Consider the following 13,743-nt stretch of genomic DNA (forward strand, 5'->3'; position numbering starts at 1 on the left):
GTGATCAGTCCACCGTCACGTAGTCGGGGCCGGAGTAGCGGCCGGTGGCCAGCTTCTGGCGCTGCATCAGCAGGTCGTTGAGCAGGCTGGAGGCGCCGAAGCGGAACCAGTGCGGGGTCAGCCAGTCGTCACCGAGGGTCTCGTTGACCATCACCAGGTACTTCATGGCGTCCTTGGTGGTGCGGATGCCGCCGGCGGGCTTGACGCCGACCTGGACGCCGGTGGCCGCGCGGAAGTCGCGGACCGCCTCCAGCATCAGCAGGGTGACCGGCGGGGTCGCGTTGACGGCGACCTTGCCGGTGGAGGTCTTGATGAAGTCGGCGCCGGCCAGCATCGCCAGCCAGGAGACCCGGCGGACGTTGTCGTAGGTCTGGAGCTCGCCGGTCTCGAAGATCACCTTGAGGTGGGCGGAGCTGCCGTCGGGGCGCTCGCACGCCTCCTTGACGGCCGTGATCTCGTGGAAGACGTCGAGGTAGCGGCCGGAGAGGAAGGCGCCGCGGTCGATCACCATGTCGATCTCGTCGGCGCCCGCGGCCACCGCGTCGGCGGTGTCGGCGAGCTTGACCGGGAGGGCGGCGCGGCCGGCCGGGAAGGCGGTGGCCACCGAGGCGACCTGGATGTCGGTGCCCTTGAGGGCGGCCTTCGCGGTGGCGACCATGTCCGGATAGACACAGATGGCGGCGACGCGGGGGGTGGTCGGGTCGGTCGGGTCGGGGGTCCTGCCCTTGGCGCACAGCGCGCGCACCTTGCCGACCGTGTCCGCGCCCTCCAGCGTGGTCAGGTCGATCATCGAGATCGCCAGGTCGATGGCGTACGCCTTCGCCGTGGTCTTGATCGAGCGGGTACCGAGAGCGGCGGCACGCGCCTCCAGGCCGACCTGGTCGACGCCGGGCAGGCCGTGCAGGAATCGGCGGAGCGAGGCCTCGGACGCCGCAACGTCCTGAAGGCCGCTGCCCGCAACGCCGGGGGCATTGGCTGCAACAGTGGACATAGTCACCAGGGCAGCATATCTACGCGCGTAGCAAACCGCTAGGGCGCTCGCCATTCGTGGCCGGACCGAGACCTCGGGGTGAGGGGCATGGGGCAGAATCGACGTCATGACCGATTCCGACGGCAAGCCCCACCAGGGCCCCGCCGCCCCCGACGGGGAGCCCGAGTACGCCGACCGCGTGTACCGCTCTGTCCCCGGTGTGATCTCCGGAGTGCTGCTGCTGGTCGTGGCGGCCTGGCTGATCGGCGACGCGGTGGTGAGCGGGACCGGGAAGACCCCGTACGTCTCGCTCGCGGCGGTGCCGGTGTTCGCCTTCCCGGTGATCGCGTACACGCTGCGCCCGGCCGTGACGGCCGGCCGCGACCGGCTGGTGGTGCGCAACCCGTGGCGGACCGTCGTCGCGCCGTGGGCCTCGGTGGACGCGCTGCGCGCCGGGTACTCGGTCGAGCTGCTCGCCGGCGGGAAGAAGTTCCAGCTCTGGGCCGTGCCGGTGTCGCTGCGGCAGCGCAAGCGGGCCACCCGGGCGCAGAGCCCCAGCGCCGCCGAGCACGCCTCCAGGACCGGCCTGGGGCTGGGCATGGCCAAGCGGACCAACCCGGTCGTCCAGGGCTCGCCCGACCCCACCCGCGCCTGGTCCGACCAGGTCACCGCCGTCCTCCAGGAGACGGCCGAGCGCAACGCCGCCCGACCCTCCGCCACCGGCCCGGTCGAGGTCCGCTGGTGCTGGTGGGTCATCGCCCCCACCCTGGCCGGCCTGATCGCGCTGATCACCGTCATCGCGGTCTGACCCCGCCGACCGCACGAAGGGGCCCGCCGGTCACGACCGGCGGGCCCCTTCACGTGTGCGCGGACGTCAGGCGGTGATGCCGGCGGCCTCGGCGAGGTCGTGCTTGACGGTGGCGAGGAGGGCGGCGGCGCGCTCGCGGGCGGAACCGAGGTCCGCCGCGGAGGCGACCGGGAGGACGACCTCCAGGTAGCACTTGAGCTTGGGCTCGGTGCCCGAGGGGCGGACCACGATGCGGGCGGAGCGGACGCCCTCGCCGGCCAGGTAGTAGCGCAGCCCGTCGGTGGGCGGCAGGTCCGCGGAGCCGGCCGACAGGTCGTCGGCGCGGGTGACCCGCAGACCGGCCAGGACGGTCGGCGGCTGCTCGCGCAGCCGGCGCATCGCGTCGGCGATCAGCGTGAGGTCCTTGACCCGGACGGAGAGCTGGTCGGTGGCGTGCAGGCCGTGCTCCAGCGCCAGGTCGTCCAGCAGGTCGGACAGGGTGCGGCCGGACTTCTTGAGCGTGGCGGCCAGCTCGGCGACCAGCAGGGCGGCGGTGATGCCGTCCTTGTCCCGGACGCCCTGCGGGTCGACGCAGTAGCCGAGCGCCTCCTCGTAGCCGTAGCGCAGGCCCTCGGCGCGGGAGAGCCACTTGAAGCCGGTCAGGGTCTCGGCGTAGCCCAGCCCCGCCGCCTCGGCGATCCGGCCGAGCAGGGTGGCGGAGACGATGGTGGTGGCGAAGGTGCCCTCGGCCTTCTTCGCGACCAGGGCCGAGCCGAGCAGCGCGCCGACCTCGTCGCCGCGCAGCATCCGCCAGCCGGCCGCGCCGGCGCCGCCGCCGGCCGCGTTGCCGTTGGCGGGGACGGCCACCGCGCAGCGGTCGGCGTCCGGGTCGTTGGCGATCACGATGTCCGGGCCGACGGTGGCGGCGGTGCGGAACGCGAGGTCCATCGCCCCCGGCTCCTCCGGGTTGGGGAAGGCCACGGTCGGGAAGTCCGGGTCGGGCTCGGCCTGCTCGGCGACCACGGTGGGCGCGGGGAAGCCCGCCCGGCGGAACGCGGCGACCAGGGTGTCGCGGCCGACGCCGTGCATCGGGGTGTAGACCACCTCCAGGTCGCGCGGGCCGTGCTCGTCGATGATCGAGACGGCCCGGGTCAGGTAGGCCTCGACGACCTCCTCGCCGAGCACCTCCCAGCCCTCCTCGGCGCGCGGGACCTCGTCCAGCGAGCCGATCGCGTCGATCTCGGCGGCGATCCCGGCGTCGGCCGGCGGGACGATCTGCGAGCCGTCGCCCAGGTAGACCTTGTAGCCGTTGTCCTGCGGCGGGTTGTGGCTGGCGGTGACGGTGACGCCGGCGGCCGCGCCCAGGTGGCGGACGGCGAAGGCGAGCACCGGGGTCGGCAGCGGGTGCGGCAGCAGCGCGGCGCGCAGGCCGGCGCCGACCACCACGGCGGCGGTGTCGCGGGCGAAGTCGTACGACTTGTGGCGGGCGTCGTAGCCGATGACGACCAGGTCGCCCAGGCCCTGCTGCTTGACGTAGGCGACCAGGCCGGCGGCGGCCCGGATCACCACGGCGCGGTTCATCCGCATCGGGCCGGCGCCGAGTTCGCCGCGCAGGCCGGCGGTGCCGAACTGGAGCCGGTCGGAGAACCGCTCGGCCAGCTCCGACCAGGCGAGCTTGGCGTCGGTCTCGGCCTCCGGGCCCTCGGCCAGGGCCAGCAGCGCGGCGAGCTCCTCGCGGGTCTGCGGGTCGGGGTCCTCGGCCAGCCAGGTCCGGGCCCGGGCGAGGAGATCGGGGTTGAGTGCCTGCGTCATGCCAGCTCCATCGGGAGTGCGTCGGTGTGTCGGCCGGAGGTTCCGCGGTTGATCGGGAGGAGGGTTTCCGCTGTGACCGGAGGGTTCCGCAAGAAAAGGGGTCGCGCATGCGGACGGGGCCCACGGGAGGGCGTGATCAGCGGATCACGCCGCCCGTGGGCCCCGTCGGTCATGATTCTGCGCCTGGTGGGCGTCAGATCCGCTCAAGGACCTTCGCCAGCAGTTCGCCCATGCGCTCGGCGGAGGCCTTGCCGGCCTCCAGCACCTCGGCGTGGTTGAGCGGCTCGCCGGTCATGCCGGCGGCCAGGTTGGTGACCAGGGAGATGCCGAGCACCTCGGCGCCGGCCTCGCGGGCGGCGATGGCCTCCAGGGTGGTGGACATGCCGACCAGCTCGCCGCCGATCACCCGGGCCATGTTGACCTCGGCCGGGGTCTCGTAGTGCGGGCCGCGGAACTGGACGTAGACGGCCTCGTCCAGGGACGGGTCGACCTCGCGGCAGAGCGCGCGCAGGCGCTTGGAGTAGAGGTCGGTGAGGTCGACGAAGTTGGCGCCGACGATCGGGGAGTCCGCGGTCAGGTTGATGTGGTCGCTGATCAGGACCGGCTGGCCCGGGGTCCAGCCCTGGCGCAGACCGCCGCAGCCGTTGGTCAGCACGATGATGCCGCAGCCGGCCGCGGCGGCGGTGCGCACGCCGTGGACGACGGTGGCGACGCCGTGGCCCTCGTAGTAGTGGTTGCGGCCGAGGAAGATCAGGGCGCGCTTGTCGCCGATCTTCACCGAGCGGATCGTGCCGGCGTGGCCGGCGACGGCGGGGGCGGGGAAGCCAGGGAGCTCGGTGACCGGGAACTCGGCCACGGTCTCGCCCAGGGCGTCGGCGGCCGGCACCCAGCCGGAGCCCATCACCAGGGCGACGTCGTGCCGCTCGGCACCGGTCAGCTCGCGCAGGCGCTCGGCGGCGGCCTGGGCGGCGGCGTAGGGGTCGGCGGAGACGACCGACTGAGGAGAAGCGTTCACGGGTCCGAGGATAGACGGGAATCGGCTACGCGCGTAGAAATTCCGCCGCGGCATGCCGGATCGTTACCCGGATGACCCGAAAACACAGCTCGGCGGCGGTTCCGGGCCGCCCGGTTCGTCGGTTCCCACACAGACGGTGCTCCGCGCCCTCCGTACCCGCACGCCCGGCGCGCGGCCCGCAGGCGCACGGAGCCCCGGGAACCCCTCAGCAGGGGCGGCGGCGCAGGTCCATCACGTAGTCGTGCGGGGCGCCGGCGCTCTCCGCGGCGTCGGCGATCAGGCCGAGGTAGCGGGCCGCGGGCAGGCCGCCCTCGTAGTCGTTGAGCACGTACGTCCAGACCGGGATGTCCCCGTCCAGGGTCTGCGCGCGCAGCTTGATCTTGCGGTAGATGCCGAGCTGGACCCCCTCCCAGCGGTCCAGGCCCTCCTCGTCCATCGGCGCGACGTCGTACAGCGAGACGAAGACCTGGTCCTTCTCGTCCTCGACCACGGTGGCCAGCGAGCCTTCCCAGCCGAGCTGCTCGCCGCCGAAGGTGAGCCGCCAACCGGCTAGCCACCCCGTGCCGCGCAGCGGGGAGTGCGGGGCTCGGCGGGTCATCTGCCGGGCATCGAGGTTGGTGGCATACGCGGCGTAAAGGGGCATGGGGGCCAGCGTAGCCCGGGCGGCGGGCGGGCCGGGGCTACTGGACGAACGTACGGGAGCCCGGACCCCGGCGTGGCGGCCGTCCCGGCGTGCGGGACAATGGGGAGCGTGACTCGGATCGTGATCATCGGTGGCGGACCCGGCGGCTACGAGGCGGCGCTGGTGGCCGCTCAGCTCGGCGCGGAGGTGACCGTCGTCGACCGCGACGGTCTGGGCGGATCGGCGGTGCTCACGGACTGCGTTCCGTCGAAGACCCTGATCGCGACCGCGGAGGTGATGACCACCTTCGACAGCTCGTACGAGGAGCTGGGCATCCTGGTCGCGGACGACACTCCGCCGGTCGAGCAGGCGGCCCGGGTCATCGGCGTCGACCTGGGCAAGGTCAACCGCCGTGTGAAGCGCCTGGCCATCGCGCAGTCCCACGACATCACCCAGTCCGTCACCCGGGCCGGCGTCACCGTGCTGCGCGGCCGCGGCCGGCTCGGCACCGGCGGGCAGGCCGCGGACGGCTCCCGCGAGGTGCTGGTGGACGCGCCCGACGGCACCGTGCAGTCGCTGCGCGCCGACGCCGTGCTGATCGCCACCGGCGCCCACCCGCGCGAGCTGCCGGACGCCCAGCCGGACGGCGAACGGATCCTCACCTGGACCCAGGTGTACGACCTGGAGGAGCTGCCCCGCGAGCTGATCGTGGTCGGCTCCGGCGTGACCGGCGCCGAGTTCGCCGGCGCCTACCAGGCGCTCGGCTCCAAGGTGACCCTGGTCTCCAGCCGCGACCGGGTGCTGCCGGGCGAGGACCCGGACGCCGCCGAGGTGCTGGAGGACGTCTTCCGCCGCCGCGGCATGAACGTGATGGGCCGCTCGCGCGCCGAGAGCGTCAAGCGGATCGGCGACCGGGTCGAGGTCATGCTGGCCGACGGCAAGGTGATCGAGGGCACCCACTGCCTGATGGCGGTCGGCTCGATCCCCAACACCTCCGAGATGGGCCTGGAGGAGGCCGGGGTCAAGCTCAACGACTGGGGCCAGATCCAGGTCGACCGGGTCTCCCGCACCAGCGCCCCCGGCGTGTACGCGGCCGGCGACTGCACCGGCGTCTTCATGCTCGCCTCGGTGGCGGCCATGCAGGGCCGGATCGCGATGTACCACGCGCTCGGCGACGCGGTGCAGCCGCTGAACCTCAAGACCGTGGCCTCCAACGTCTTCACCGACCCGGAGATCGCCACCGTCGGCTACACGGCGGCCGACGTGGAGTGCGGCAAGATGGACGCCGTCGTGGTCAAGCTCCCGCTGCGCGGCAACCCGCGGGCGAAGATGCAGGGCATCCGGGACGGCTTCGTGAAGCTGTTCTGCCGCCCGGGCACCGGCATCGTGGTCGGCGGCGTGGTCGTCGCCCCGCGGGCCAGTGAGCTGATCCACTCGATCTCGCTCGCGGTGGACGCCAATCTGACGGTCGAACAGGTGGCCAGCGCCTTCACCGTCTACCCGTCCGTCTCCGGTTCGACCGCCGAGGCCGCCCGGCAGCTGCACATCCGCAAGCGGGCCGACGGCGAATCCTGAGCGTCCGGCGCACAGTTGAGGGCGGTCGCCGATCGGCGGCCGCCCTTCGCGCGGGCATGGCCGTCACCCGGACGGCGGGCGCGGTTCCGGGGGCATGGGCGGCGCGTATTCTACGGTCACGCGCCGCTCGTGCGTGAGCAATTCCCGCTACTAGCTGCAAACGCCTGAAAGCAGACGGTCACGCAGGTTACCGTCGGTTCTGTGTTTGCAGCAGAACGTCGCCAGTTGATCCTCGAAATGGTGCGCGCCAACGGAGCCGTCTCGCTCCGGGAATTGGCCCGCGTCGTCCAGACCTCCGAAGTGACCGTGCGCCGTGACGTGCGGGCGCTGGAGGCAGAAGGGCTCCTCGACCGCCGGCACGGCGGCGCGGTGCTCCCCGGCGGCTTCAGCCGCGAACCCGGATACCCGCAGAAGACCCACCTGTCCGCGGCGGAGAAGAGCGCCATCGCGGACCTCGCCGCCGGCCTGGTGGAGGAGGGCGACGCGGTGGTGGTCGGCGCCGGCACCACCACCCAGGAGCTGGCCCGCAGACTGGCCCGGGTGCCCGGGCTGACGGTGGTCACCAACTCGCTGCTGGTCGCCCAGGCGCTGGCGCACGCCAACCGGGTCGAAGTGGTGATGACCGGCGGCACCCTGCGCGGCTCCAACTACGCGCTGGTGGGCAGCGGCGCGGAGCAGTCCCTGCAGGGGCTGAGGGTCACCAAGGCCTTCATCTCCGGCAGCGGGCTGACGGCCGAGCGAGGGCTGTCGACGGCGAACATGCTGTCCGCGAGCGTGGACCGGGCCATGGTGCTGGCGGCCGCCGAGGTGATCGTCCTCGCCGACCACACCAAGCTCGGCGCGGCCGGCATGTTCCAGACCGTCGCCACCGAGACCATCACCCGGCTGGTCACCGACGAGCAGGCCACCGCGGACGACGCCACCGTCCGCGAACTGGACGCGCTCGCCGACTGCGGGGTGCAGGTCGACCTGGCCCCGCTGGGCGCGGGCCCGAGCGGCGACGCCCCGGTGCACGGCACCGGCAGCGGCCCGGTGCACCAGACCCAGCCCGGCCCGATGGCCCGCCGCGGCGGCCCGCCCCCCGGCGGCGCCCCGCTGCCCGGCCAGCGCCGCCCCGGCGCGCACGGCGGACCGGTCGGCCCGGGCGGCATGCCGACCCGGCTGGCCGAGCTGGGGCTGCCGCGCGGGCGCTGAGCCCGCGGGACGCGATCGGCGGACCCCGGAAACGCGACCGGTCCGCACGCCCCCGAAGGGCGTACGGACCGGTCCGGGGGACGGTGCCTCCCGCGGCGGCGTCAGTCCTTGATCTCGCAGAGCGCGGCGCCGCTGCTGACGCTCGCGCCCACCTCGGCCTTGAGGCCGGAGACGGTGCCCGCCTTGTGGGCGTTCAGCGGCTGCTCCATCTTCATCGCCTCCAGGACCACGATCAGCTCGCCCTCGGCGACGACCTGGCCCTCCTCCACGGCGACCTTGACGATGGTGCCCTGCATCGGCGAGGCCAGGGTGTCGCCGCTGACGGCCGAACCGGCCTTCTTGGCGCCCACCCGGCGCTTGGCCTTGGCGGCACCCGCCGCACCGGCCGCCGGGGCCGTCGCGACGCCCAGCGAGGACGGCAGCGAGACCTCGATCCGCTTGCCGCCGACCTCGACCACCACGGTCTCCCGGGTCTCGGCCTCCTCGCCGTCACCGGCCGCGCCGGCGAACGGCGGGATGGTGTTGTCGAACTCGGTCTCGATCCACCGGGTGAAGACCTTGAACGGCTCGTCGCTGCCGTGCACCTCCGGCGCGAACGCCGGGTCGACGACGGCCGCCCGGTGGAACGGGATGGCGGTGGCCATGCCCTCCACCTTGAACTCGGCCAGCGCGCGGCGGGCCCGCTCCAGGGCCTGCTTGCGGTCGCGGCCGCTGACGACCAGCTTGGCCAGCAGCGAGTCCCAGGCCGGGCCGATGACCGAGCCGGTCTCCACGCCGGAGTCCAGGCGCACGCCCGGGCCGGACGGCGGGGCGAACAGCGTCACGGTGCCGGGCGCGGGCAGGAAGTTGCGGCCCGGGTCCTCGCCGTTGATGCGGAACTCGAAGGAGTGGCCGCGCACCTCGGGGTCGCCGTAGCCGAGCTCCTCGCCGTCGGCGATCCGGAACATCTCGCGGACCAGGTCGAGGCCGGTGACCTCCTCGGTGACCGGGTGCTCCACCTGGAGACGGGTGTTGACCTCCAGGAAGGAGATCGTGCCGTCCAGGGCGACCAGGAACTCGCAGGTCCCGGCGCCCTCGTAGCCGGCCTCCTTCAGGATGGCCTTGGACGCCCGGTACAGCTCGGCGTTCTGCTCGGCGGTCAGGAACGGCGCGGGCGCCTCCTCGACGAGCTTCTGGTGGCGGCGCTGCAGCGAGCAGTCACGGGTGGAGACGACCACCACGTTGCCGTGCTTGTCGGCCAGGCACTGGGTCTCCACGTGCCGCGGGTTGTCCAGGTAGCGCTCGACGAAGCACTCGCCGCGGCCGAAGGCGGCGACGGCCTCGCGCACCGCGGACTCGTACAGCTCGGGGATCTCCTCCAGCGTGCGGGCGACCTTGAGGCCGCGGCCGCCACCGCCGAAGGCCGCCTTGATGGCGACCGGAAGGCCGTGCTCCCGGGCGAAGACGACGACCTCGTCGGCGCCCGAGACCGGGTCCGGCGTACCGGCCACCAGCGGGGCACCGGCCCGCTGGGCGACGTGCCGGGCGGTCACCTTGTCGCCGAGGTCGCGGATGGCCTGCGGCGGCGGGCCGATCCAGATCAGACCCGCGTCGAGGACGGCCTGGGCGAAGTCGGCGTTCTCCGACAGGAACCCGTAGCCGGGGTGGACGGCGTCGGCGCCGGAGTCGGCGGCCGCCTTGAGGACCTTGGCGATGTCCAGGTAGCTGGTAGCGGGGGTGTCACCGCCCAGCGCGTAAGCCTCGTCGGCCGCGCGGACGTGCAGCGCATCCCGGTCCGGCTCGGCGTAGACGGCGACGCTGGCGATACCGGCGTCCGAGCAGGCCCTGGCGACGCGGACGGCGATTTCCCCGCGGTTGGCGATGAGCACCTTGCGCACTGTGGCTCCCTTCTTGAACCTCGTTGAGTTTATGGATTCCTGGGCAGTACCGGCGAGTAGCCCCGGGTTGTGAACTATCCCACACGCTCGGTGATGGCTTTTCCGGCCCCTTCCGCGGCCCCGCGGACGACGCCGCAGGTCGGCGCCGGTCCGCCCGGACCGGGCGGGGCCACGGCGGGTGACCGGCCGGCGGCGTGGCGGGAGGTGGCATCGGCCACAGTCTCGCGCGGACCGCTCAAGCGGCGCCTGAGCGGGCGCCTGGCCGCTGCAGCGCCTCGGCCGTCACGTCCGCCGCCACCTCGACCATGTCCGGCCCGTACGCCTCCGGATTGACCACCCGCAGGACGAGCGCGAAGGTGCCGTCCTGCCCGTACCTCCGGGCGAGTTCGCGGTGGTGCGCGACCAGGTGGCGCACCCCGGCCTGGTTGGCGACGCCGGTCTGGCCGGCGACCAGGAACACCGGGCGGCCGCCGTCCGGGGTGGAGATCCGCGCGAGCAGGGCGTGCGCCTGGTCGCGGTCGGCGGTGTAGTCGCGCTCGCCCACCACGATCACGTTGCTGCCGGGACCCGGCCCGGACGTGACGAGCACGCCGGGCAGGGCCCAGGCCAGGTGCGCGGCCATCCGCTCGTTGCTGACCGGACCGCCCAGGCACAGCTCGGTCTTGGCGCCCAGGCCGCGGTGCGCGGCGTCGTGGGCGACCAGTTCGGGACGCGCCCCGCACTCCTCGACCAGCCCGGCCAGCCACATCAGCGCGTAGGCGTCGCGCCGGGTCACGGTGTGCGCGTGCGAGCCCGTCCCGATGCTGCGCGGCACCACGATCAGGCACTCGCTGCCGCTCGGCAGCCCGAAGAACGCCCGCACCCGTTCGACCTTGCGGCGCCGCCGCAGCACCTGGGCCAGCCAGCCGAGGACAGCGCTGATCGCACTGGCCACCAGGCCGAGCACCACGTTGAGCACGCTGTCGGTCATCTTCCGCGCCCCTCCCCGTTCGGACGCCGGTCAGCTTAGGGCGACAGGGGCGCGGTGCGGCAGGTCAGTCGGCCCACAGATCGGTGATGCGCACGCCCAGGTCGGCGAGCAGCCGGCGCAGCAGCGGCAGGGAGAGGCCGATGACGTTGCCCGGATCGCCGTCGATGCCGTCGATGAACGGCGCCGAGCGGCCGTCCAGGGTGAACGCCCCGGCCACGTGCAGCGGTTCGCCCGAGGCCACGTACGCGGCGACCTCGGCGTCGTCCGGGGTGCCGAAGCGGACGGTGGTGGAGGCGGTGGCCGAGGACTGCCGGCCGGTCGCGGTGTCGATCACGCAGTGGCCGGTGCGCAGCACGCCGGCGCGCCCGCGCATCGACTGCCAGCGGGCCAGCGCCTCGGCGGCGTCGGCGGGCTTGCCGAGGGCCCGGCCGTCCAGTTCCAGGACGGAGTCGCAGCCGATCACCAGCTCGCCGTCGGCGAGTTCGGCGGCGACGGCCTTCGCCTTGGCCTCGGCCAGCACGAGCGCGAGTTCGGCGGGGGTGGCGGCGGTGATCGCGTCCTCGTCGACGCCGCTGACCACCACGCGCGGGTCGAGGCCCGCCTGGCGCAGCAGCCCGAGGCGGGCGGGGGAGGCGGAGGCGAGGACGAGAGCGCGCTGGTCGGTCATGCCCACCAGCGTAGGGGGTGCTCCTATCCGCCGTTCGGGTGAACGGTTCAGGTGAAGGGCTGGGAGAGCATCATCAGCACGGCGCCGACCAGCACCAGGACGGCGATCACCCTGCCGGCCCGCTGCATCCGCTCCTGCATCCGACGGGCCTCGGGCGAGGGCTCGTCACGGGGATCTGACCAGAGCACCCGTCCAGAGTGCGCCGCGCGGGGCGCGGGCGCCTGAGTATCCGTACTCAGGTTCCGGGCGGTGCCGGCCGCCCGCTCCGCGCGGCGGGTGTCAGTGCGCCCAGCCCGAGGTCCGCCAGGCGTTCACGGCGTGGCGGACGGCGGGGCGGTGCAGGCGGGCGCGGTCGTTCCAGGGGGACGCCGGGCCGGCACCGGCCAGGCGCGCCGCCTCGGCGGCGGCCTGCGCGGCGGCGGCCCGGGCCTGGACCACCGCCAGGACGGTGGCCAGCTCCTCGGGGGTCGGCTGCCCGTGCAGTACGTGGATCGGGGACATGGCTGCTTCTCTCCCGACAGGGACGGGGCCTACAGGGGGATGTTGCCGTGCTTCTTCGGCGGCAGCACCTCGCGCTTGCCGCGCAGCGCCCGCAGACCGCGGACGATGTGCCGGCGGGTCTCGCTCGGCGCGATCACCGCGTCCACGTAGCCCCGCTCGGCCGCCAGGTACGGGTTCAGCAGGGTGTCCTCGTACGAGGCGATCAGCTCGGCCCGCTTCTCCTCGACGGTGCCGGCCGCCTCGGCCTCGGCGATCTCCCGGCGGTGCAGGATGTTGACCGCGCCCTGCGCGCCCATCACGGCGATCTGCGCGGTCGGCCAGGCCAGGTTGAGGTCGGCGCCCAGGTGCTTGGAGCCCATGACGTCGTACGCGCCGCCGAAGGCCTTGCGGGTGATCACGGTGATCAGCGGGACGGTGGCCTCGGCGTAGGCGTAGATCAGCTTGGCGCCGCGCCGGATGATGCCGTCCCACTCCTGCTCGGTGCCGGGCAGGAAGCCGGGCACGTCGACGAAGGTCAGCACCGGGACGTTGAACGAGTCGCAGGTGCGGATGAAGCGGGCGGCCTTCTCGCTGGCGTTGATGTCCAGGCAGCCGGCCAGGTCCATCGGCTGGCTGCCGACGATGCCGACGGACTGGCCCTCGACCCGGCCGAAGCCGGTGATGATGTTGCCCGCGTACAGCGGCTGGGTCTCCAGGAACTCGCCGTCGTCGACGATGTGCTCGATCACCGTGCGCATGTCGTACGGCTGGTTCGCCGAGTCCGGCACGATGGTGTCGAGTTCGAGGTCCTCCTCGGTGACCGTGAGGTCGGCCTGCTCGGGGTAGGACGGCGGGTCGCTCAGGTTGTTGGACGGCAGGTACGAGAGCAGGCTCTTGACGTACTCGATCGCCTCCTTCTCGTCGGCGGCCAGGTAGTGCGCGTTGCCCGACTTGGCGTTGTGGGTGCGCGCGCCGCCCAGCTCCTCCATCGCGACGTCCTCGCCGGTGACGGTCTTGATCACGTCCGGGCCGGTGATGAACATGTGCGAGGTCCGGTCCGCCATCACCACGAAGTCGGTGATCGCGGGGGAGTACACCGCGCCGCCCGCGCAGGGGCCCATGATCAGCGAGATCTGCGGGACGACGCCGGAGGCGTGCACGTTGCGCCGGAAGATCTCGCCGTACAGGCCGAGCGAGACCACGCCCTCCTGGATCCGGGCGCCGCCGGAGTCGTTGATGCCGATGACCGGGCAGCCGGTCTTCAGCGCGAAGTCCATCACCTTGACGATCTTCTCGCCGAACACCTCGCCGAGCGAGCCGCCGAAGACGGTGAAGTCCTGGGCGAACACCGCGACCTGGCGGCCGTCCACGGTGCCGTAGCCGGTCACCACGCCGTCGCCGTACGGCCGGTTCTTCTCCTGGCCGAAGTTGGTCGAGCGGTGCCGGGCGAACTCGTCGAACTCCACGAAGGAGTCCTCGTCCAACAGTTCCGCGACCCGCTCGCGGGCGGTCAGCTTGCCCTTGGCGTGCTGCTTCTCCACGGCCTTCGCGGAGCCGGAGTGCACCGCCTCGTCCAGCCTTCGCCGCAGGTCGGCGAGCTTGCCGGCGGTGGTGTGGGGGTCGTACGACGCCTCGGTCATCCGGTGGCTCTCCCTGATCCATGGCCGCGACCTGTTCGAGTGCGCGCGGGGCCGGGTGGTGGGCCCGCGCATGAGGGCAGGGCGGCGCTACGAACTACCGCTGGGTAGCGTAGCCAGCGCGGAGGGCGATGCGG

Annotated in this window: 13 protein-coding genes; 3 read left to right on the forward strand and 10 right to left on the reverse strand. The window is 73.2% G+C overall.

Annotated elements, in window-relative coordinates; translation table 11 throughout:
• Nucleotides 1-4: 4 nt before the first annotated feature.
• Nucleotides 5-991, reverse strand: coding sequence for a deoxyribose-phosphate aldolase (deoC, locus tag ACFVGO_RS14710; protein ID WP_359906056.1), 987 nt, complete (start codon nucleotides 989-991; stop codon nucleotides 5-7).
• A gap of 106 nt (nucleotides 992-1,097) precedes the next feature.
• On the opposite strand from deoC, the gene ACFVGO_RS14715 reads away from it, so the two are divergent.
• Nucleotides 1,098-1,778, forward strand: coding sequence for a PH domain-containing protein (locus ACFVGO_RS14715; RefSeq protein WP_359906059.1), 681 nt, complete (start codon nucleotides 1,098-1,100; stop codon nucleotides 1,776-1,778).
• A gap of 66 nt (nucleotides 1,779-1,844) precedes the next feature.
• On the opposite strand, the gene ACFVGO_RS14720 is transcribed toward ACFVGO_RS14715, so the two are convergent.
• The 3 genes from ACFVGO_RS14720 to ACFVGO_RS14730 all read right to left on the reverse strand — a co-directional run bounded on the left by ACFVGO_RS14720 (nucleotide 1,845) and on the right by ACFVGO_RS14730 (nucleotide 5,227).
• Nucleotides 1,845-3,569 carry a phospho-sugar mutase gene (locus ACFVGO_RS14720; RefSeq protein WP_380632065.1) on the reverse strand — a complete coding sequence of 575 codons (1,725 nt, stop codon included), beginning with the start codon at nucleotides 3,567-3,569 and terminating at the stop codon, nucleotides 1,845-1,847.
• A 193-nt stretch (nucleotides 3,570-3,762) separates the two neighbouring features.
• The gene (locus tag ACFVGO_RS14725) at nucleotides 3,763-4,584 is read right to left on the reverse strand and encodes a purine-nucleoside phosphorylase (protein ID WP_359906064.1); all 822 of its coding nucleotides are present in this window, start codon (nucleotides 4,582-4,584) and stop codon (nucleotides 3,763-3,765) included.
• 205 nt (nucleotides 4,585-4,789) lie between these two features.
• Nucleotides 4,790-5,227, reverse strand: a complete 438-nt coding sequence (locus ACFVGO_RS14730) for a gamma-glutamylcyclotransferase (RefSeq protein WP_224284955.1) — start codon at nucleotides 5,225-5,227, stop codon at nucleotides 4,790-4,792.
• Nucleotides 5,228-5,326: 99 nt separating this feature from the next.
• Between ACFVGO_RS14730 and ACFVGO_RS14735 the strand changes: the two genes are divergently transcribed.
• Nucleotides 5,327-6,781, forward strand: a complete 1,455-nt coding sequence (locus tag ACFVGO_RS14735) for an NAD(P)H-quinone dehydrogenase (RefSeq protein ID WP_359906067.1) — start codon at nucleotides 5,327-5,329, stop codon at nucleotides 6,779-6,781.
• 237 nt (nucleotides 6,782-7,018) lie between these two features.
• Nucleotides 7,019-7,975 (forward strand): DeoR/GlpR family DNA-binding transcription regulator, encoded by a 957-nt coding sequence (locus ACFVGO_RS14740; RefSeq protein WP_380542983.1) that lies wholly within the window; start codon nucleotides 7,019-7,021, stop codon nucleotides 7,973-7,975.
• Nucleotides 7,976-8,076: 101 nt separating this feature from the next.
• Here ACFVGO_RS14740 and ACFVGO_RS14745 read toward each other — a convergent pair whose 3' ends face one another.
• From ACFVGO_RS14745 to ACFVGO_RS14770, 6 genes are all read right to left on the reverse strand, one after another.
• Nucleotides 8,077-9,852 carry a biotin carboxylase N-terminal domain-containing protein gene (locus ACFVGO_RS14745; protein ID WP_359906073.1) on the reverse strand — a complete coding sequence of 592 codons (1,776 nt, stop codon included), beginning with the start codon at nucleotides 9,850-9,852 and terminating at the stop codon, nucleotides 8,077-8,079.
• Nucleotides 9,853-10,087: 235 nt separating this feature from the next.
• A complete protein-coding gene (locus ACFVGO_RS14750) occupies nucleotides 10,088-10,822 on the reverse strand; it encodes a hypothetical protein (RefSeq protein ID WP_359906076.1) in 735 nt (244 codons plus the stop codon).
• 64 nt (nucleotides 10,823-10,886) lie between these two features.
• Nucleotides 10,887-11,489: a nucleoside triphosphate pyrophosphatase gene (locus ACFVGO_RS14755; protein ID WP_359906079.1), complete on the reverse strand. Its 603-nt coding sequence runs from the start codon at nucleotides 11,487-11,489 to the stop codon at nucleotides 10,887-10,889.
• Nucleotides 11,490-11,536: 47 nt separating this feature from the next.
• The gene (gene mmpB, locus ACFVGO_RS14760) at nucleotides 11,537-11,677 is read right to left on the reverse strand and encodes a morphogenic membrane protein MmpB (RefSeq protein ID WP_359906082.1); all 141 of its coding nucleotides are present in this window, start codon (nucleotides 11,675-11,677) and stop codon (nucleotides 11,537-11,539) included.
• Between the two features lie 91 nt (nucleotides 11,678-11,768).
• Complete coding sequence (locus ACFVGO_RS14765) at nucleotides 11,769-11,990, reverse strand: acyl-CoA carboxylase epsilon subunit (protein WP_380350528.1); 222 nt, start codon at nucleotides 11,988-11,990, stop codon at nucleotides 11,769-11,771.
• A 29-nt stretch (nucleotides 11,991-12,019) separates the two neighbouring features.
• The gene (locus ACFVGO_RS14770; protein WP_359906088.1) at nucleotides 12,020-13,609 is read right to left on the reverse strand and encodes an acyl-CoA carboxylase subunit beta; all 1,590 of its coding nucleotides are present in this window, start codon (nucleotides 13,607-13,609) and stop codon (nucleotides 12,020-12,022) included.
• Nucleotides 13,610-13,743: the final 134 nt, after the last annotated feature.

This window comes from Kitasatospora sp. NPDC057738, from assembly GCF_042798815.1.
Classification (GTDB): domain Bacteria; phylum Actinomycetota; class Actinomycetes; order Streptomycetales; family Streptomycetaceae; genus Kitasatospora; species Kitasatospora lactacystinica.